The following is a 20,739-nucleotide window of genomic DNA, read 5'->3' as shown; positions in this document are numbered from 1 at the left end:
ACGTGAAATTATTTATTTTCGTCTTCCGCCATTTGATTTCTTAACTGATTCAATACATAGAGAACAGATTTCACCATTTCTGTGATTCGTTTGTCTTTCATTTTCTTTTGAAAGACATAAACACCCAGATAGCCGATGTTTTCAGCAGCGGTCTTAATCTGAATCGGGTACAGATATTTGGGCTTGTTGACGATCACCCAGTCTCTCGCGAGCGGCTCCCAGTCTTTTACACGAAAATGGATGCGATCGGCAAAAGGTTTGACCTCTGTAAAAAAGTCAGCTTCTGTTTCTCTCGTTTTGGTTTCTGTCTTATAAATATGAAACGCTTCATCTATATCAGCGATTAGCTCGGTTGTTAATGTATATAAATGGTCCATTAAAAAAGTCCCCCCATTCTTTATATCCTACCAAAGAATGAAGAGACTTACACTTTTTGATTTGTTTTTCTATCTATTTAGTATCAGATAGTCGGTACTGTATGTTTTTGGACTTCATTGAATGTTGATTGGAGTGTAAGGTGCGAGACTCCTGCGGGACGAGCGGTCAGGTGAGACACATAAGGGCGCAAAGCGGCAAGTGGCTCACCGGTCGCCCCGCGGAAAGCGAGCATCCTGTAACGGAAATCAACCACCTATCAATATTATAGAGTAAACAAACTGACGAACCAATTCTTCCTTGATTTTTCTTTTACGTATAAACGCTCTTCTGGATAATCTTGCTTCAGAAGTGCCACTTCTAGATCTTGTAGACGAGCTTCCATGTTCTCCATCTTTTTGATCAATTCTTCAAGCTCTGTCGCGTGCTGTAACATTTGATAGGAAACGACCCCATCTGCTTTTTCTTCCACTTTTTTTTCTAATGCCTCTATCGCAGCGTTCAAACGATTAAACTTATCTTCAAATTGGGTTGGTAGTTCCATTGATTGCTCTGTTAACTGCATCGACTGAACTTGAATATCACTCATCAAAAGTCCGTTGTCGAGCTGTGCCTTAATCTCTCTTAACTGATCGATATCATCTTGTTTGAAAAGATAATGACCATGCTCATTCTTGTCACATTGTATGTTAAAATGTCTGACCCAACGCTGAACTGTTGTTGGATTCACCCCAAGTTCCTCAGAGACCGTTTTGGTTTTCATCAACACCATTTCCATCATGAATCCCTCCCCGTTTTCTTGTGAGTACTATTTTCTAGCATCATATTCCCATCCCCTTCACACCTGACAAAACTAGTTTTCATTCGCCAAAGAAAGTGGAATACAACGGAATCACTACAATTTCGACATCTAAATTGTTGATTGTTTGTATATTCAGTCGCAACAGCACCAAAACTAAGTACAGTTCAGGTGATACAAAAAGGAGGTGCCAACATGAACCAAGACAGCAAACAGCAAAAACAGCAAGATCAATATACTTCTCAAGAAGAAACGGGTACTCAAAAAAGAGAACAAAAGAACAGCACAGGCTATGGTGACAAAAAGCTGAACGGACCAGATATTCCTAGCACATAAACAAGTAAAGACGGCTCATAAAAGCCGTCTTTTTTTATGCATGCAACATCCACTCTTTCAAGAGGATTCCAATTTTCAGCTGCCTTTGCTTTTGTTTATACCAATCTGTTAACACAACCCGGTGCAACGGTTCAATCGGTTCAATCGGTTCATAAAACTTTTCAGTGTTTACTTTTTTTTGATACCAGTCTTTTGTGTTAGACCTATGGTGTTCGATGATCGGGAACGTCATACGTAAAAAAGGAGTCTCTCTTTTTTTACCGGGATAGATATAGGTTTCAAAATCATGTCTTGATCCTGTATGAGTGACTTTATCTGCAAAGGAAAGAATCTCTTCACTCCACTCTGACTCAAACAAAATGGTATATAGTTTTTTTCCGGTTTCGATCCTATTTTTCGTCTTTTTAAATCCATGAACAGAAATTCCTATCACTTCGCCACTCTCGACAGGAAAAAGCACGGTACTAAAGTGCATATAATCTTGTAAAAGAAACGGCACCTTTGAAAAAATCCTCTTTTTATAAAACCCATCTTCTATTACCGGCTTTTCGATCACATGTTGTTCATTAATAATCAGGGACGTGCAAATTCTCTTCAAATCTTTCTCTTTCCAAAACCTCTCCCACTCTTGAACCATAAATGTTGAAACCCCAAAGAATCTGAGCAGATGAAAATATGGCTCTTCTTGTTTTTTTGAATACTCATAGATCAAAAGCTGGGGATACGCATCCTGAAAAATCAGCCAGTTTGCGCGTTCATAAGTCAGAAACAAATGCTTTCTCGTATCTCTAGACAACAGCCTAGGTAGCCAGTCCCCTTTTAAATCACACATGCTGTAACCTGCATTTCTTGAAACAAGACTTGCGAGCATCGCCCACCTTACTTCAGGGTTGTGTTTAAAATATGTGGCATAGCTTACGGTACGTGAAATATTGTCACGATTTTGTGAATTCGTACGTTTCAAAATGTGTTGAATGATATCCTCATTATGCTGTACCACGGTCTTCCTCCATGCTTTTTGTCCTATTTTCTATCGTTCGCTTTCGTGTTATAAAATATTTGTGTCATATAAGAAAAAAGAGTAAACTAATGGTTATGAAAGATGTATTTGGAAAAAGGAGGCATAAACCTTTGGCGAAGACAGTAATACTTTATACACAAGAAACGTGCCCTCCATGCTTTGCAGAAAAAGAGTGGCTAAAAGCAAACGAGATTCCTTTTGAAGAACGAGATATTCGTAAAAACGATGCTTATATGAAAGAAGTGATCGACCTCGGCGCTTCCGCAACTCCTGTAACCGTTATTGAAACGGAAGACTCAAAAGAAGTCGTCATGGGCTTTGTAGAAGAAGAACTTTCTCGACTACTAAAAAAGTAAACATCCAACGGCTATGTGTATCGTTTTTTCATGCGCATAGCCATCTTTCGTTGTAAAGGAGATGAATCATGGGTACCTTTCATTATCCAAACGGTAAGAAAGTGACTTCTATCGTGAAAAAACAATCTTCATCTTCTATCAAAAAGGATATTTCGTACAGCAACAGAGGAATGTCGTTAGAAGATGATATCAATCAGAGCAACGAATATTATCTTTTAACCAATCAAGCGATCATCCATAAGAAACCTACTCCGGTTCAGATCGTAAATGTAGAATATCCAAAACGATCTGCCGCTGTCATTCGAGAAGCATACTTCAAACTCGCTTCCACGACAGATTACAATGGGGTGTATAAAGGAAGATACATTGACTTTGAGGCAAAAGAAACAAAGAATAAAACGAGCTTCCCACTAAAGAATTTTCATGAACATCAGTTACTTCATATGCAGCACATCTTAGATCATGGTGGGATCTCGTTCGTCATCCTTCGTTTCTCTGCTACAGATGAGAGCTATTTATTCGACAGTTCTCACTTGATCACGTTTTGGAACGAACAAAGGGAAGGCAGAAAATCTATACCAAAGGCTGAAATCGAGGAAAAAGGACATTCTATAAATATCGGGTATCAACCTCGGCTCCATTACTTACAAGTGGTAGATTCTGTCTATTTTTAGTCGTTCATAAATTGTCAAATGCCGTCGAATAATTGAACGTGTTCATTTTTTTACGAAGTTGAAAGGTTGGTAAAACAATGTCAAAAGATTACAGAAGCCGTATGGAGCGCAGACAATCAAGTGATAGTTCCAAACCGGCAAATAAATCAAAAACAAAAAAACCGAGACGAGGACGCAACTGGAAGAAAACGCTGTTGATCCTTGCTCTTATATTAGGCGTTTTAGGGCTGTTAACGATCGGCGTTATTGCCGCGACTTCTCCTAAATTAGATCCTAAGAAACTAGAAACACCGGTATCCTCTAAGATTATGGATATGAACGACAAAGAAGTTTCTCTTGTTGCCGGTGATGAAAAACGAATTCGTGTGAAGATCAACGAGATTCCAGAACCTGTACAAAATGCGTTTATTGCGACAGAAGATGTGCGATTCCGTGAGCATAGTGGTATTGACGTACGTCGTATCGCTGGTGCAGCCTTCGCTAACGTTAGAGAAGGATTTGGAGCAGAAGGTGCGAGTACGATCTCTCAGCAGGTTATCAAGAATACGGTATTAACGAATGAAAAGTCTCTTACACGTAAGATTCGTGAAGCATACCTTTCTGTTCAACTAGAACAGAAGTATTCTAAAGATCAGATCTTAGAGATGTATTTGAATAAAATCTATTTTGGAAACAATGCTTATGGAATTGCAACAGCCGCAAAAGTATATTTTAATAAGGAAGTTGATCAACTTGAAGTGCAGGAAGCAGCTCTTTTAGCTGGTCTGCCAAAAGCACCAAGTTATTATGATCCTACTAAAAACCCAAAAGAAGCAGAACACCGACGTAATGTCGTTTTAAACTTGATGGCTCAGCATAAGTTCATCTCAAAAGAAGAAGCAGAGAAAGCAAAAAGCATTTCTGTTAAAGACATGATCAAAGAAGGCGAAGTTAAGACTGAGACTCGCCCTTATGATGCTTACATTAAACAGGTTATTGATGATCTCAAAGATATTGAAGGTCTTGAAGAAGCAGATATCTATTCATCCGGACTTAAAATTTATACGAATTTAGACACGAAAGCACAGCAAACAACTGAAGATGTATTAAAAGCGAAATTAAATGAAGAGCATGAATTCTTACAGTCTGGGGTTGCATTAGTTGATACGAAGACAGGGTCCATTCGCGCAGTCGGAAGTGGCCGCGGCGGTCAACTAAGTAACTATTTCTCTTCTAAGATAAAACGTCAACCAGGATCTACAATTAAACCAATACTTGATTATGGTCCTGCGATTGAGAATAAAAAATGGAACACAGGATACATTCTAAAAGATGAACCAGTAGAACTGAAAGACATTACAATCAACAACTTTAACGATCGAAACGTCGGTGACATCTCGATGCGTCAAGCACTCGTTGAATCGAAGAACACGACTGCTGTTCGTGCGTTCCAAGAAGTTGGTGCTGAGGAAGCAACTGATTTTGCTAATAAGTTAGGGTTTGACTTAGATCCAGATACAACTTATCCATCCTACGCGATCGGTGGATTTAACGGTGGTATCTCCCCTCTTACACTAGCTGGTGCTTATACATCGTTTGGTAACGGAGGTATATACTCAAAACCAACTACGGTACGTAAAGTTGAGTTCCCTGATGGCCGTGTAGTTGAAGTCGATTCAGAGCCTAAAGCAGCTATGAAAGATTACACTGCTTATATGATCACAGATATGCTAAAAGATGTGATGGACAGAGGAACTGGCCGTGAAGCGAACGTTAGCGGTCTGAACTTAGCTGGTAAGACGGGTACGACAAACTACTCTAAAGAAGATCGCGATAAGTACGGTCTTCCAGATGGTGCGACGAAAGATGCTTGGATGGCAGGATATACGCCAACTTATACAGCAGCTGTTTGGACCGGTTATGCTGAAAACAAAGACAAAGAAGGTAACGGTCTCTATCTAAACGACAATGAAGCGGATTATTCAAAGCAGATCTTCCGTGATATCATGAGTGAGTTAGATCATAAGAATACCGACTTCAAGAAGCCAAAATCTGTAACAGAAGTAGCGATGGAAAAAGGAACAGGGAAACGAGCAAGTGAGTTCACACCTGATTCTGAGAAGATCATCGAGCTTTTCGTTAAAGGAACGGACCTTCCTGGTATCAGTGATAGCTATGAAAAACCTTCTTCAATCGAAGGGCTTGAAGCGAAATATAAAGAAGATAAGAACGAGATTGAAGTAAAATGGAAATATGGTAAAAAGAAAGGTGTAACCTTTAGAGTTCTCGCAAGCTATAATGACGGACCGATGCAGGAACGTGCAACGATCAACGATACAAAATTTGTTGTTCCAGCTCCTGCTCCTGGTAAATATTCGTTCCAAGTCATAGCGATCGACAGTGAGAACAACACAGAAAGTGAACCGGCAGGAACATCGATTACGATTGAAGGCCCTGCAGGTGAAGAGCCACCTCCTGGTGAGGGTGAAGGCGAACAGCCGGGTACTCCTCCAGGAGAAGAGCCTGGAACAGAGCCACCTGCAGAAGGTGAACCTGGTACCCCTCCTGATCAAGGAGGCGGTGAAGGCGAACAACCAGGCACTCCGCCAGGTCAAGAGCCTGGAACGGAGCCACCTGCAGAAGGTGAGCCTGGTACAACCCCTACACCTCCAGGTCAAAACGAAGGCAGACAACAAAATGGTGGAAACGGTGGAGGCTTACTCCCTCCTCTCGGTCAATAAATAAAAAAGATCCGTCAGCAACTTTTAGCTGGCGGATCTTTTTTATTCTCATATAAGTAATGGCAATCTACTGAAGTCACAGATCACCTATTTTATGTTATACCGATCAAGCAGATAGTTCCAAAATACAGGATAACCAAACGATAGGTTCCAAAAGCTAACACCGGCAAAACCATACTGATCGACAACATCAAACTTTGCTCTCATGCTTCGAAGATCTTCGAACCATACCACATGCTCTTTCTTTTGTTTATCCCAATAACGATAATACGGAGCTTCATCTTTTCTTGAGTATTTAATGGCAGCTTGCCGCTTACCTGCTAGCTGGGTCGCTTGAACCGGATTCAATGCTTTCGCAAACTCACCGTCCGGTTTATACGGTAATGTCCAGTCGTAACCGTATAGATTGATGCCCATCAGAATTTTCTTCGGATCGATCACACTCACCGCATAGTCGAGCACTTTTTTTACAGAGGGAAGCGGACTAACTGCCATTGGCGGTCCACCGCTGTACCCCCACTCGTACGTCATCAGGATCACATAATCTACGATCTCTCCGTGTGCCTTATAATCATGCGATTCATACCATTCGCCTTCTTGTGTGCCAGAGATTTTTGGCGCAACCGCGGTCATGACAATATAATTTTCTTGATGCATCTTCTCTGTTAGCGTTCTTAAGAATTGATTGTAAGCTTCTTTGTTTTGTTTGCCTAAGTATTCAAAATCAACCGAGATCCCTTCATATCCTTTTTGCTTCATGATACGTAAGGACTCGTTTATCACTTTATCAGTAATCTCTTTCTTCGTTAGGATCGCTGTTCCCACTTCTTCACTGAATTCACCGTCTTTAATGTTCGTGATGGCCATGATCGGGCGCACGTTTTTATTTTTTGCATCTTTTAGGAACTCAGAATCATTCAATGGTTTGAATACACCTTTCTCGTTCACTTCATAGCTAAAAAGCGTGATGTACGTGAGCGCTCTTGCAGCGGCATCAAAATTGGCTTGAGCTTTTGGATTAGGCTCTGCAAACGCGTTCGTTACGATTGTCTTCTTCGTACGCTGTGGTACGTTCAGTTGCGTTCCTGGCCGGAGGTTGCTGTTTGTCACACCCGGATTAGCCTGCTGTAACTGGGCGACAGTTACACCGATCCTGTTTCCGATCTCCTCTAATGAATCACCAGGCTGAACGGTATAAGTAAAAGGTGTTGGAATGAAAAGTGTCTGTCCTACTGTTAGCACGTCTTTTTCTGACAATCGATTAACCGTAGCGAGCTCCTGCCACGGCAGTTTATAGTATTGCGAAAGTCTCCAAAGAGAATCGCCACGTTTCACCACATGAATCTGCATGATACCCCTCCTAAAAAACGTCTCATGTCATCATCATATGTCCAAGTGTCTTGTCCTTATGTACTACGCTTTTTTAATATGACACTTTTCTTTTCCCATTCAGAAAACAACTCACTAAGCTGTATGTACGATTGATAGTGATCTGGCTGATCTTCGATGAACGAAAGCCGCTCGATCGCGTTTACAGGTAGATGCTTGAATCCTTTTAGATCGTTCTTATAATTCATCAGATCATCAGGCTGCACTCCATTTCCGAGATAGATCGTTTTCAGAAGCTGCTGTAAGTAAAATTTCATTGGTTCTTTTGCTTTTTGTCTGTTACGATTCTTAAAGTGTAACGCAATTTCTTTTGACTTCTCATTCCACTCTATAAAAATGTTTTCCGTATTCTCATTCATCTAAAACGCCTCCGCTTTGTATACAAAAAAAAGAGCTTATCAAAAGAAGATAATCTCTTATCTAACGTTATTGTACCTTTTTAAAAGAGTGTATTCCAAGTGGCTTGTCCAACGATTCCATCTATAGCTAATCCTTTTCTTTTTTGATAAGCTTTTACCGCTGATTCTGTTTGTGGACCAAAGTTACCATCTGCTGAAATATTTAAAGCACGCTGTATTCTGCTTACGTTTGCTCTGTCCTTTGAACCTCTTTTGATGACATATCCTGGATAAGGAACTACAGCACTTCCGTTTGAAATACTTGATTTTGACGGTGCAGGTTGAGTTGATTTGGTTGGTTGCGTTAAAACAGCATTAAGTTTATTTAACGTGTTAGGTCCTGCAATTCCATCAACCGTCAGATTATATTTTCTTTGAAATGCTCTAACGGCGTTCTCTGTATTTGGACCGTAAACGCCATCTGCTACAAGAGTGTAACCTGCTCGTTTTAGTTTGTTCTGAAGATCTCTCACTCTTTGACCTGTGTATCCATTTTTCAAAATACTATTATTAGTCCCTGGTGTTGGTTGAGGTGAAGGTTTCGTTACTGGTGTTGGGATTGTTTGATTGGATATAGAATTTTCTACATCTTTTAGGAACTGATTAAAGGTGATGCCATAACGATTCAACGCGTTATCAGGATCTGTTCTTCGCCCTGGGTCTAATTGTTTGTGGCTCGCGATCTTTTCTTGCGGTATCCAGTTGTATCTTTTACAAAGATAACCCCAGAACCAGACATATCTTCTATACGCTTCTTGAAAATTGATCCCGCCTCCCCAGCAGAGTTCAACACCGATCGCAGCATCGTTTGACTCTCGGCCAAAACGCACGTTATCCAACTGTGTTCCATACTGAACATGATACGCTTTTTCATCGAGCGGAATGATCACAAGGATCTCTTTATCATCTATAAAAACATGTGCGCTTGCACTCGGTTGTTGGTTGTTAAAATAGTTTCGGTTGCTTCGGGCGGAAGTCCCTGGATTTCCTGTATCGTGAGCGACTCCGAAAATCGGCCCGTCCAGCTTAGTACCAGGTCTTGCATTACCTAACTTAATATAGTCATATGTGATTGAATATGACACAAAAACATCACTCCTTTCTATATGGTATGTAGAAAGAGAGTGATTGCTTGTACATATGGGGTTTTTGTACAGAATTTGAAGTGTTTTATAGGTATACTGTGAGATTTTTTGTTATTTAGTGTAAGTGGAGGCATCTAACAGTTGAATTGTAAGTTGAGCATGTCTACCTCCATCCGTATGTAAGGGTACAATTCAAGAAATACATTCAATAATCCTTGAAATATTGTTGATAATACGGCGAGTTTTCACTATATATCAGCGAGTCGACAAATCACGACATCCTCACCTCACTAAAATACCCCCTATGAGTGCCGAATATCATTTCACCATCTGCCAGACTAAAAAAACAATAAAAAAACCGTAACTGATTAAGTTACGGTGCGGTTCCTTAGCTATCTTTTCTTAGTCAGCTTCTTCTCTTTTTGGTTCATCCGCTTCTTACCTTCTCGGCAGATGGAGAGAAGTGGACACTCTGGGCAGTTTGGATTTTGTGCTTTGCAGTGATACCTTCCAAAGAAGATCAATCGGTGATGGGTCGCGCCCCAGAGCGATTTTGGAATCTTCTTCATCAATGTTTCTTCTACTTGCAGAACAGAATCTTTCCATTTGCAGATCCCGAGCCTCTTCGATACCCGTTCAACGTGCGTGTCGACTGCAATAGCAGGAACGTCGTAAGCGACAGATACAACAACGTTTGCCGTTTTTCGTCCTACGCCAGGCAGTTTCGTCAGTTCATCTCGATCTTTCGGGATCTCTCCTCCGTATTCGTTTATCACGAGTTCACTCAGCTTTTGGATGTTCTTCGCCTTGTTTCGGTACAGACCGATCGATCGGATATCGTCCTGCAGCTCTTCTATCGTAACGTTCAGATAATCTTGCGGCGTTTTATATTTTTCAAAAAGTTTCGGTGTGACTTTGTTAACGAGCGCATCTGTACATTGCGCAGACAGAAGCACCGCGATCGTCAGCTCGAACGGGTTCGAATGGTGAAGTTCGCAATGGGCATCTGGAAACATATCCTCGATCTGCTCTAAACAAAATTGGATCTGTGCTTTGTTTAACACGTTTACGTTACCTCCTGTTATAAAAAAGAAAGACCTTAGGATATAAGGCCTTTTCATGTATTACGATTCCAGCCAATTGTATTGCGGTCGTTTAATGCCTATATCGTTACGAGGCTGCTCTTGTTTCCCCGTTTTTTGCAGCTGTCTGACTCTAAATTTCTCGCCATACGATTTGGCAGCTTCAGGACTTGTAATGCCATTTTTCTTCCACTCGAACAAAATACGGTCAATATATCGAAAGTTCAGCTTTCCAGACATAACGGACTCTTTTAGAGCAGAGAGAATCAATTCTGGAGATTGTTGATCCTCGTCCATCCAGATCTTAAGCGTTTCAAGCTCCATCGGAGATAAAGGACGACCGAACTCTTTTTCAAACCGAACAAACACGTTTTGTTCCTGATGCTCCTTATGTACCTCTTTTTTCACCTGCTCTTCTTCTTTCAAGCTTTGAAGAAGTCTGTTCCAAAGTGGCTGAAGCGTGTAAGCCTCAAAATAGACGCCTTTTTCTTTATCCTCGAACTGATCCATGCCAAGTACACCTCTGCCGATTAGCGTTCGCAGCATAGCCGACACTTCATCACTTGAAGCGGACATTCGTTGAGAAAGCTCGACAGGTGTCGGAAAGTAGTTTCCTGATTCTATAAAAACATGAAGCTGTATAAACAACATGCATTCGTTATCTGATAGACCGATCTGTTTGTACGTTTTGATTAACATATTAGGAATGCTGACTGATCCTTCAGCCATCCATCGTTCAAATAAATTACCGTTCATCACTAAAACACCTCTTCCTACATTATAGCATATAAAACTAGCTTTTTTATTTTCGCTGTACTGGTGAATGTTGAGAAAAAAGTAGTTTTGGAAGTCATGAGCTAAGGCTAGGGGCTTGTCGAAATTTGCAGAACGGCCTTTATTTTCTTTTTTTGACTTAAATTGGTTCCGATTTTGACTTAATTTTTTTATTTTAGACTTAATCGCATTCAAGTACGACTTAATTCTTTCTCAAAACGACTTAATAGCACGTTTTCCACACTTACTACACCTTCTAAAACAACAAAAAAAATCTCCCCGCATAACAGGGAGATTTAAAAATTTATTAAGGATATAGACGGTTCAATAGACGTGGGAATGGAATCGTTTCACGAACGTGCTCCGCTCCAGAGATCCAAGCTACTGTACGCTCTAATCCAAGACCGAATCCTGAATGAGGAACGCTTCCGTATTTTCTAAGTTCTAGGTACCATTTGTAAGCATCGTCAGTTAACCCGTGCTCTTCGTATCGCTGCTCCATAAGGGCAAGGTCATCGATACGTTGGCTTCCACCGATGATCTCTCCGTATCCTTCAGGAGCGATAAGGTCTGCACAAAGTACAACATCATCACGGTTAGGATCTGGCTTCATGTAGAACGCTTTGATGTCTTTCGGATAGTTCGTGATGAAGACAGGCTTATCGAAGCTTTCCGCGATTGCTGTTTCGTGCGGCGCACCGAAGTCGTCTCCCCAGTCGATATCGTCAAACCCTTTTTCTTTTAACATCTTGATCGCGTCGTCGTAAGAAACGCGAGGGAAAGGCGCTTTAACGTTCTCTAGTTTAGAGATGTCACGTCCAAGTGTCTTCAGCTCGTTCTCACAGCGTGAGATCACAGATTGAACGATGTGTGAGATGAACTGTTCTTGGATCTCAAGAGATTCTTCGTGTTCAACGAAAGCCATCTCAGGCTCGATCATCCAGAACTCGATCAAGTGACGGCGAGTCTTCGATTTTTCTGCACGGAAAGTCGGACCGAACGAGTATACTTTTCCAAGTGCCATCGCTGCGGCTTCCATGTAGAGTTGTCCACTTTGAGAAAGATACGCATCTTCTTCAAAGTACTTCGTGTGGAACAATGATGTGGTTCCTTCTGCAGAACTTCCTGTTAGGATCGGAGGATCTACTTTTGCAAAGTCGTTGTTGTAGAAGAACTCGTTAACTGCATGAATGATCTCGTTACGGATCTTTAGGATCGCGTGCTGACGCTTAGAACGGATCCAAAGGTGACGGTGGTCCATCAAGAACTCTGTTCCGTGTTCTTTCGGTGTGATTGGGTAGTCTACTGCTTGATGAAGCACTTCAACATCTGTTACTTCAAGTTCTACACCTAGAGCTGAACGCTCGTCCTCTTTAACCGTACCCGTTACATAAAGACTAGATTCTTGCGTGAGTCCTTTTGCTTTAGCGAAGATCTCATCGCCTACTTCACTCTTTACAACAACTCCTTGTACGAATCCAGATCCATCGCGAAGCTGTAAGAAAGCGATCTTACCTGAAGAACGCTTATTAGAGAGCCAAGCACCGATCTTTACGGTCTTGCCTACGTGTTCACTAAGCTTATTAATCGTTGTTTTCACTGCATGTACCTCCACTGTACGTTATCAATATCTACCAAAAAAAATTATGAAGGAGAACTTTCTAAAAATCAATCATTACTTACGTTTTGAGTTGATAAAACGTTCGATGCGATCTAAAGCTTCCATGATCGTATCAAGGCTCGTTGCATAAGAAAGTCTCACGTTATCAGGCGCACCAAATCCTGAACCTGGTACTAAAGCTACTTTTTCTTCTTCTAAAAGAGCTTCTACCCACTCATCCACAGAGTTGAATCCTGTCATACTTACCGCTTCTGTAGCGTTCGGGAAAAGGTAGAACGCACCGTTCGGTTTTACACACGTGATGCCAGGAATCGTGATCAGACGGTCGTACACTTTGTTCATGCGCTCTTCAAACGCTTGACGCATCTCTTCAACAGGCTCTTGAGTGCCGTTATAAGCTGCAAGTGCACCGTGCTGAGATGTAGTTGTCGGATTTGATGTACTATGACTGTCTAAGTTCGTCATCGCTTTGATGATCTTCGCGTCACCTGCTGCAAAACCGATTCTCCAGCCTGTCATGGCATGAGATTTCGAGAGACCGTTGATGATGACCGTCTGTTTCTTCAGTTCAGGTGAAAGTTCAGCGATCGATGTGTGCTTCACTCCGCCATAAACGAGCTTTTCATAGATTTCATCAGACACAATCAACACATCATGCTCTAGACACACTTCTCCGATCGCGCGCAGTTCATCTGCTGAATACAGAGATCCAGTCGGATTGCTCGGCGAGTTTAAGATCAGTGCCTTCGTTTGTTCTGTGATAGAATTTTTCAAGTCTTCTGCTGTGATCTTGAATCCATTCTCTTCTTTTCCTTCTAAGTAAACAGGCGTACCGTCTGCAAGCTTCACCTGTTCAGGATAGCTCACCCAATACGGAATCGGAATGATCACTTCGTCTCCTTCATCGAGTATGGCTTGGAACAGAGAATACAACGAATGTTTCGCTCCTGTACTAACGATGATCTCAGACGTTTCATACGTTAAACCTTGATCTTGCTTCAGCTTGTTCGCGATCGCTTTTTTTAATGATAAAAGTCCGCCGGAAGCTGTATATTTTGTGTGTCCTTCTTTCATAGACTCGTAAGCTGCTTCAATAATATGTATCGGTGTATTAAAGTCAGGTTCACCTGCACCTAGTGCGATCACATCGTGCCCGTCTGCCTTTAATTGGTTTGCCTTTGCTGTGATTGCCAGAGTTGTTGAAGGAGTTAATGCCTCCACACGTTTTGCAAGCTTCATACTACTAAATCCCTCCACTTTTTTATTCATCTGATTTCTATTGATCTGATTCTTTCAGACGATAGATCTCGTATCGTTCACCACTTTCAAAATACCCATAAAAATATGTGTATCGGTCATTCGTGTCGTAATAGACCACTTCCCATAATGGAATGCCGTCTTCCATCCCTAATCGGCTGTCGACGATCGTCTTCGCGTCATGGTTCTGTTTGACATAATTCAGAATCTGTTTCTCTGAAAGCCCTTCTTTCGCGTTTAAAGAGGTAACCTTTTTGTCTTTATCGACCCAAACGATCTTGTTTGTGCCTTTTTTGTTCTTGCCTTCTACTACATAATACGTCTCATTCTTGTAGAAGTGATCCACATTCGTAATAGAAACGAGGTCTTCTTCTTTTTTCGCGATCTCAACCGCTTCTGCTTCTTTCTTAGCGGGCTTTGCTTGAACGCCGTTAAACAGATAATAAGCTTGCCAGCTTGCTAAGATCAGAATGCCAACAATAACAAGTATCCACTTTTTTCCCATATTTAAGCCTTCCTATGTGCGATAGATCGTAAAAATCATCTTATTTTTATTTTCGTCATCTAACGCGAGCCCAAACATTAAATCTTGATGCTTTAATGTTTTGTTCAGTTCAGATACTACTTTATACAAGTCACTCGACTTGTCCACCTTTAGCGTCGAAAGAACTTCTATTTTGCTTTCCACGGTTCTTCCTCCTCTTACATCGATCTTTTCCTTGTTTACTATAGCAGAAAATTGGTGAAAAAGGTACTTATGAATCCGTGAAAAAGCCTAAAGAAGATCAAACCGACCAGAATTTTATCTGATCGGTTTGATCTTGTTATTCCTTGGTTCAATTAATCTATCTTTACATTTACAGGCGTTATATCAAGAGAAATATCTACAAAAGAGTAATCATCTTTTTGACCATCCGTATATCCCCAATAGCCTTCTGTTTCAGGCGTTTTTCTAAAGTTCAACTCAAATCCTTTGTTATCGCTGAAGCTGTAACTTTTTACACTCGCCGCTCCAGCATTGTCTACTAGATTGTAAGAGATGAATTTGTTTAATACGCCGTGAGCACTTAAGACACCTGAATGAGGCGGCACTTTGTGCTCATAATACTCATAACCTGTTGTGCTGTCTTTATTCTCGTTAATCGAAATTTCTTTGGTTGTAAGATCGAGTACATCACCTTGGTTGATCCACGATAGCTTAATATTCTTAAACTGACTTTGGCCAAGCTCCGGATTCTTTAGCTGCTTTGATAGATCAACTAAGGTTACGCCACCTCTGCCTACCACTTCCGCCTTTTTCTGTTCATTGTATACGACGAGAGCTGTATCTTCATCAATACCATAAGAAAGTTTATTGTGATCTCCTTTTTCATTAGAGACAGCGATCAATCGGCCAAGACGTGCTTTATTGTCGAAGTGCTGATCTACAATGCCATATTCAAAGAAACCAAGCCCTCGTTCTAAATAACCTGGACCACCTTCTTGCTGCAGCATTCCGTCATATGTTTCTGTAAAGCCGGAAGCAAGGGTATCGTAGCTTCCTCCACCCGCGATCATAACATCACTCATAATTGCAGCCCCAGCACTAGTTCCACCAAGTACCGATCCATTTCTATACGTTTCCCAAATGGCATTTAATACTTTAGAATTTGATCCGTCCTCGTTCAATAGTGAAGCTGTAATCTTGGTTTGATCACCACCTACAAACCACACGGCATCTAATTGTTCTACTTTTTTAGCAAGATCCTCGTTATTTTTATTTATTTCCGCCCACTTAGACTCATCTTCTGGTGTTTTTTTGTCATTTGTTACAGAGAGCGGAAGAATTTCGATTTGTTCTGCTGACATCCCGTAACGAACGAGGTCTTCTTTAAACGTTTTTGATGATGTTAAGCTGGAACTTGCAGCCGGTATTATTCCAACTTTAGATTCCTCTTTTTGCTTGGCTAGATCAATAAATTTTTTATAAACATCACCATTGGTACTTCCTAATGAACCACCTGCGATCAACAGGCTCCCTTTAACCGGTTTTGAACGGTCGATGAAAGGTGGTTTAAACTCAGAATTCTTGTACTCAGAGAACGCATCCTTATTTTCTGTAAAACCAACCTTTTTAGGTTCTACATCAAATATGACGTTTGCAAACGAATAATCGTCTTTTTGTCCATCTTTATAACCCCAATACCCCTTTGTGTTCTCTGTTTTTCTAAACGTAAGCTGAAAACCATTACCTTGGGAGTCGTATAAATAACTTATCACATCATTTGTTGTTGAATTATCGATCAAAGAATACGAAAGATATTCTTTCATCCTTCCGTAAGAAGTAAATAAGCCTGTTGCGTCTAGTGGCTTGAATTCGTAGTATTCATATCCATTCGTTTCATCTTTATGATCGCTTATAAAAAACTCTTTAGTAGATACATTTAAGGAGTCACCTGACACGAGATGACTGATCTGAACATCCTGAAAATGTGCTTTATCAAGGTCAGTAACCTTTGCTTTACTGACATCAACAACAGACACCCCGCTTCTTCCGACTATCTTTACTGTTTGTTGTTTGTTGTTCACGATAAGAGCCGTATCTTCATCTACACCATAAGCGAATTGATTCTTCGTTTTTTCTTTTAGAGCCGTCATCACCAATCTCCCAAGACGTGCCCGTTCATCAAAATGCTGATCTACAATGCCATACTTAAAAAATCCGAGCCCTTTTTCAATATGCAATGGTTCGTATTCTTTATCTGAATTAGGATTACTTTTCGTAACAACCTCATTGTTTAGCGCACCTAAGCTGTCACCACCTGTAATCATCACATCGCTCATGATGGCTGCACCTGCGCTGGTTCCTCCTATGACACCGCCTTCTTGATATATCTTCCAAATGGCGTCTAATGCTTTTGTCCGATGCCCGCTCGGTTTTACTAATGTATCTGTAATTCGAAGCTGATCTCCACCCACAAACCAAATCGCACTATAATTCTCAATCTTGTTTGCTATTCGTTTGCTGTGTGCGTTTTTTCTCCATTTTGATTCATCTTCAGGTGTGCCGCTGAAATCATGATTTGCTAGAGGAACAATCTCGATCTGATCTTCATTTAGACCATATGTAATAAGATCTTCTTTAAAGCTTTGTGAAGATTTTAACGAACTGCTTGCTGCAGGTATGATACCAATTTTGGCCTTTTTCTTGCCACCTGCTAATGTTATAAATTCGTTATATACTTCCTTATTGCTGCTCCCTAAAGCTCCTCCTGCAATCACGAGGTTTCCTTTCCAATCATCCTTTTTCTTTGCAAAACTTATTGATGAGGTAGTTAGTGATAAGCCAAGCGTCATTGCCAACGTTACAGACATCCACTTTTTGTTCAAGGATTTTTCTCCTCCATTCATAGAGATCTCTCTTCGCAGAAGCTACTTCTACAAGAGAATCTATAATAATTTTGAAAATTCATTTTATTTATTGCAAGATACATGCCAAAGGGGTATAGCTTGTCTATCAACAAAAAAGCAATGCACCAAGTTTATTTGGTTATTATTAGGAAGATATAAAGAGCCAAAAAACGCCCTAAAAAACTAGAAAGTATTAATTTGATTTCAAAAAGAAAATCACCTCTAGTTGAAAGAGATGATTGCTTTTAAAGTTATTGCTTACAAATAATTTTTAAAGCCTCTACTAACAGATCCATCAAAGCCTTCTCGTTCAAAGAACTGATGAGCTCTGTCTCGCTTTGAACTACTCAAAAGCATGATTCTGTGACAGTCGATCGAACGGCAATAAGATTGTTTGTTATGAAAGCTGTTGACTTCCGCTCCAGGTTGCTCGCTTTCCATGGGGCGAACGGTGAGCCTCCTGCCGCTTTGCGCCATTAGGAGTCTCCACCTGACCGCTCGTCCCATAGGAGTCGGCAACCTTACGCTCCTTTCAACTTTTCAATGAAGAAACAAGTAAGAATCTCAATCGACAATAAAAAAAGAAGAAGCAAAAAATCTGCTTCTCCTTTCACATTATTCCATCCAATCATCCAGTTCTGACACGAGTTCATCGATTGGTTTGATCGATACCGGAAGCTTTGGCAGCGATTGAATGAAGGATTTTCCGTATCTTGTCTCGATCATTCTTCGGTCGAACACGAACACGGCTCCTTTATCTCGACTGCTTCTTACTAATCGGCCGAATCCTTGCTTAAAGCGAATGATCGCTTGCGGAAGAGAAAGGTCATAGAACGGATTTCCGCCTTCTGCTTTCAATTTCTCGCTTTTCGCGGCCATCACAGGCTGATCTGGAGGTGTGAACGGCAAACGGATGATCACTAAGCAAGAAAGATCGTCACCAGGAATATCGATTCCTTCCCAAAAACTGTTCGTCCCAAACAGAATGCTGTTATCAAAACGCTGGAAGTTCTTTGTAAGACGTGCCCGGCTTCCTGAATCAACGCCTTGTGCGATCAAGACGAACTCTTCGGCATCCATCAAATTTTTGAACGCTCCGTGTGTCTCTCTCAACATCTCGTAAGAAGTGAACAGAACGAGCATACGCCCTTTCGTAACTTTCGCGATCTCGTACAGAGAAGACGAGATTTTTTTAACAAACGTTTTTTGATCCACTTCATTAATGAGCGGAATATCAGTTGGCACCATCAGCTTCGCTTGTTGTTCGTATTGAAATGGTGAAGGCAGCTGTGCACTGATCGGACCAAAGTCTAAAAGTCCAAGTCTCTCACTCAAATAACGGAAACTGTTTTTAACACTCATCGTCGCAGAAGTGAGTACGACGGAGCTCTTCTTACCAAAGAACTTATCAGCTAGAATCTGATCGATCTCAACAGGCTTTGCAAAGAGTGTAACCGCATGCCTCGGACCTTTTGACTCTGCTTCCATCCAGTACACTTCTTCAGATAACGGGCAAGACAACAAGTGTTGAAGATCTGTCATCTCGTCCTGTAGATCGTTTAGAATGCCTTCTAGGTCGACTAAGAACCCTTTTTGCTGGACCGTAAGATGTTCTTCGTACTGATCAAAGCTCTTTAAAACACGTTTTACAGGTTTCACAAGATCACCCATAAACTGACGTGCGCGTGCTTCCATCTCTAAAACTGGTTCCCAAGAGGCAGCTTCGATATCCTGTTTTGTATAACGAAGCGTTAATTTCGTTAACTCAGTGGAACGAGATGATTTCGCTTTACGTAAACAGATGTTCTTGATCTGTTTGAAAATCTCATCAAGCTCATTCTTCACATCAGAAAAAAGCGTATCCCAATTGGCCAGATGATGTTCGTATTTTGGGACTTCAAGAAGATCACAGATCTCCCTAAACGTATTCATCATTCCATCTCCATCCGTCTGTGATAGACGATCTAGGAGCTTAACGAATGAAAAATAATCGGTTTCTTTTCCAAAATGATCGCTCACAACTTCTTCTACATGATGCGCCTCGTCTAAGACGACTTCTTTATAAGCGGGCAGCAGTTGATTATCAGACTTTAAGTCCGTAAACAACAACGCATGGTTCGTGATTACAAGATCTGATTCATGTGCGGCTCTTCGCTGTTTGTGATAATAACATCTGGAGAACCAAGGACATCTATGGTTCAAGCAAGAATTGGCATCACTTTTGACCGTGTTCCAAAACAGCTTTCCGCCTGACGCCATCGACAGTTCTTCTACGTCCCCTGTCTCCGTTTCTGTAAGCCATACGATAAGTTGCGCTTTTGTGAAGTTCATATCGTAGTTGTCATCGTGATGATCCATTAGCGTATGTTCAAATTTTCTTAAACATAGATAATGATTTCTTCCTTTTAGAAGAGTCGCTGTAAAATCAAACGGCATGATTCTTTTCAAAAGCGGAACATCGCGTTCTAACAACTGTTGCTGAAGCTGGACGGTATGGGTGGAAACGACAAGCGGACGGTCCTTTTCCTTCGCATGCCGAATGCCCGGTATGAGATAACCGAGCGATTTTCCTACACCGGTTCCCGCCTCAATCACAAGGTGCTGATTCGTGTGAAGAGCTTCATCGACGAGTTCGACCATTCTCTGCTGACTTTTTCGCACTTCATAATGCTGCATATGCTGTTGAAGTTGATCATGAACTTCTTCGTCTTTAAATTCTGTAAAATCATCATCTAAAGATTGGACGAAATCCGGCCTCTTTTTAAGAGCGAGCTTGCGGTAAAAATCATATGTCTCTTCATCTGCTAAAAAAGCTGACTTCTCTGCGATCATATCCCCTACGATGCTTTCTAAAGAACTTTGAAGTTTCTTTAAAAAAGGTGTGAGCCTCTCAAGTGTTGCGAGCGGTAGATTTTCTAGCTTTTCTAGTAGATGAATCAAAAGTCTCGCTGTTACTTCTGCATCACTGTCAGCTTGATGAGGGTTAAGGTGTTCTAACCCTAAGTAATCTGCTAGCATTCCTAGCTGGTAGCCGTCTGCTCCTAAAAGAAGCAGTCTTGACATCTCAACGGTATCGATCAGCGGCATGGAAAGCCTGGAATAGCCAGCATGATCAAGTTCACCTTGCAGAAATGAATAATCAAACATCACATTATGGGCAACAAAATAAGCTCCTTCTAACATCTGAAGGAGCTTTGGTGCCACTTCTTCAAACAACGGGGCATCTTTCACCATATCATCGTTGATGCCCGTCAATTGCTCAATAAATGGGGGGATGGGAACGCCTGGCTGGATGAACGTCGAGAATCTGTCCGTTATCTGTCCTGCCTCTACGGCGACCGCACCGATCTGGATAATTCGGTCTCCTTTTGCTGCTGAATTTCCTGTTGTTTCAAAATCGATAACGACAAATCGCCGTGTCATAGCCTTCACCTCATTCCCCTGTGGCTGGTTTATATATGG

Annotated in this window: 19 protein-coding genes and 1 pseudogene; 4 read left to right on the top strand and 16 right to left on the bottom strand. The window is 41.2% G+C overall.

Annotated features, from left to right (window positions below):
• Positions 1 to 8 precede the first annotated feature (8 nt).
• Positions 9 to 377 (bottom strand): YppE family protein, encoded by a 369-nt coding sequence (locus tag ACOZ9X_RS06650; RefSeq protein WP_423417476.1) that lies wholly within the window; start codon positions 375 to 377, stop codon positions 9 to 11.
• 263 nt (positions 378 to 640) lie between these two features.
• The gene (locus ACOZ9X_RS06645) at positions 641 to 1,156 is read right to left on the bottom strand and encodes a MerR family transcriptional regulator (RefSeq protein WP_423417475.1); all 516 of its coding nucleotides are present in this window, start codon (positions 1,154 to 1,156) and stop codon (positions 641 to 643) included.
• A 213-nt stretch (positions 1,157 to 1,369) separates the two neighbouring features.
• On the opposite strand from ACOZ9X_RS06645, the gene ACOZ9X_RS06640 reads away from it, so the two are divergent.
• On the top strand, positions 1,370 to 1,510 hold the full coding sequence (locus tag ACOZ9X_RS06640; RefSeq protein WP_186320490.1) for a hypothetical protein: 141 nt from the start codon (positions 1,370 to 1,372) through the stop codon (positions 1,508 to 1,510).
• Positions 1,511 to 1,544: 34 nt separating this feature from the next.
• Here the strand turns inward: ACOZ9X_RS06640 and ACOZ9X_RS06635 are convergent, their stop codons facing one another.
• Entirely contained in the window at positions 1,545 to 2,510 is a 966-nt protein-coding gene (locus tag ACOZ9X_RS06635; RefSeq protein WP_423417474.1) for a DUF2515 family protein, read from the bottom strand.
• Between the two features lie 131 nt (positions 2,511 to 2,641).
• Between ACOZ9X_RS06635 and ACOZ9X_RS06630 the strand changes: the two genes are divergently transcribed.
• The 3 genes from ACOZ9X_RS06630 to ACOZ9X_RS06620 all read left to right on the top strand — a co-directional run bounded on the left by ACOZ9X_RS06630 (position 2,642) and on the right by ACOZ9X_RS06620 (position 6,281).
• Positions 2,642 to 2,887, top strand: coding sequence for a glutaredoxin family protein (locus ACOZ9X_RS06630; protein ID WP_144699448.1), 246 nt, complete (start codon positions 2,642 to 2,644; stop codon positions 2,885 to 2,887).
• 68 nt (positions 2,888 to 2,955) lie between these two features.
• Positions 2,956 to 3,561, top strand: coding sequence for a Holliday junction resolvase RecU (gene recU / locus ACOZ9X_RS06625; protein WP_423417473.1), 606 nt, complete (start codon positions 2,956 to 2,958; stop codon positions 3,559 to 3,561).
• A gap of 77 nt (positions 3,562 to 3,638) precedes the next feature.
• Positions 3,639 to 6,281, top strand: a complete 2,643-nt coding sequence (locus tag ACOZ9X_RS06620) for a PBP1A family penicillin-binding protein (RefSeq protein WP_423417472.1) — start codon at positions 3,639 to 3,641, stop codon at positions 6,279 to 6,281.
• Positions 6,282 to 6,368: 87 nt separating this feature from the next.
• Here the strand turns inward: ACOZ9X_RS06620 and ACOZ9X_RS06615 are convergent, their stop codons facing one another.
• The 13 genes and pseudogenes from ACOZ9X_RS06615 to dinG form a co-directional block, all read right to left on the bottom strand.
• A complete protein-coding gene (locus ACOZ9X_RS06615) occupies positions 6,369 to 7,631 on the bottom strand; it encodes a glycosyl hydrolase family 18 protein (RefSeq protein WP_423417471.1) in 1,263 nt (420 codons plus the stop codon).
• Between the two features lie 56 nt (positions 7,632 to 7,687).
• Entirely contained in the window at positions 7,688 to 8,029 is a 342-nt protein-coding gene (locus ACOZ9X_RS06610) for a YpoC family protein (protein WP_423417470.1), read from the bottom strand.
• Positions 8,030 to 8,109: 80 nt separating this feature from the next.
• The gene (locus ACOZ9X_RS06605; protein WP_423418236.1) at positions 8,110 to 8,541 is read right to left on the bottom strand and encodes a peptidoglycan-binding domain-containing protein; all 432 of its coding nucleotides are present in this window, start codon (positions 8,539 to 8,541) and stop codon (positions 8,110 to 8,112) included.
• Positions 8,542 to 8,652: 111 nt separating this feature from the next.
• Positions 8,653 to 9,153: pseudogene (locus ACOZ9X_RS06600) on the bottom strand (peptidoglycan recognition protein family protein); the annotation flags it as partial.
• Between the two features lie 392 nt (positions 9,154 to 9,545).
• Positions 9,546 to 10,217: an endonuclease III gene (gene nth, locus ACOZ9X_RS06595; protein ID WP_423417469.1), complete on the bottom strand. Its 672-nt coding sequence runs from the start codon at positions 10,215 to 10,217 to the stop codon at positions 9,546 to 9,548.
• A gap of 60 nt (positions 10,218 to 10,277) precedes the next feature.
• Complete coding sequence (locus ACOZ9X_RS06590; RefSeq protein WP_423417468.1) at positions 10,278 to 10,991, bottom strand: DnaD domain-containing protein; 714 nt, start codon at positions 10,989 to 10,991, stop codon at positions 10,278 to 10,280.
• 325 nt (positions 10,992 to 11,316) lie between these two features.
• Positions 11,317 to 12,609, bottom strand: a complete 1,293-nt coding sequence (asnS, locus tag ACOZ9X_RS06585; RefSeq protein ID WP_423417467.1) for an asparagine--tRNA ligase — start codon at positions 12,607 to 12,609, stop codon at positions 11,317 to 11,319.
• 75 nt (positions 12,610 to 12,684) lie between these two features.
• Positions 12,685 to 13,869, bottom strand: a complete 1,185-nt coding sequence (locus ACOZ9X_RS06580) for a pyridoxal phosphate-dependent aminotransferase (protein WP_423417466.1) — start codon at positions 13,867 to 13,869, stop codon at positions 12,685 to 12,687.
• Positions 13,870 to 13,906: 37 nt separating this feature from the next.
• Positions 13,907 to 14,392: a DUF5590 domain-containing protein gene (locus ACOZ9X_RS06575; protein WP_423417465.1), complete on the bottom strand. Its 486-nt coding sequence runs from the start codon at positions 14,390 to 14,392 to the stop codon at positions 13,907 to 13,909.
• 12 nt (positions 14,393 to 14,404) lie between these two features.
• Positions 14,405 to 14,575: a YpmA family protein gene (locus ACOZ9X_RS06570; protein ID WP_082820684.1), complete on the bottom strand. Its 171-nt coding sequence runs from the start codon at positions 14,573 to 14,575 to the stop codon at positions 14,405 to 14,407.
• 152 nt (positions 14,576 to 14,727) lie between these two features.
• Positions 14,728 to 17,256, bottom strand: a complete 2,529-nt coding sequence (locus tag ACOZ9X_RS06565; protein WP_423417464.1) for a cyanophycinase — start codon at positions 17,254 to 17,256, stop codon at positions 14,728 to 14,730.
• A gap of 279 nt (positions 17,257 to 17,535) precedes the next feature.
• Positions 17,536 to 17,754: a hypothetical protein gene (locus tag ACOZ9X_RS06560; protein ID WP_423417463.1), complete on the bottom strand. Its 219-nt coding sequence runs from the start codon at positions 17,752 to 17,754 to the stop codon at positions 17,536 to 17,538.
• 138 nt (positions 17,755 to 17,892) lie between these two features.
• Positions 17,893 to 20,700 carry an ATP-dependent DNA helicase DinG gene (gene dinG / locus ACOZ9X_RS06555; protein WP_423417462.1) on the bottom strand — a complete coding sequence of 936 codons (2,808 nt, stop codon included), beginning with the start codon at positions 20,698 to 20,700 and terminating at the stop codon, positions 17,893 to 17,895.
• Between the last annotated feature and the right edge of the window lie 39 nt (positions 20,701 to 20,739).

Source organism: Fictibacillus nanhaiensis, assembly GCF_049537595.1.
In the GTDB taxonomy this organism is placed as follows: Bacteria; Bacillota; Bacilli; order Bacillales; family Fictibacillaceae; genus Fictibacillus; species Fictibacillus nanhaiensis_F.
The sequence above is the reverse complement of the archived record's forward strand: the minus strand, read 5'-3'. Positions and strand labels throughout refer to the sequence as shown.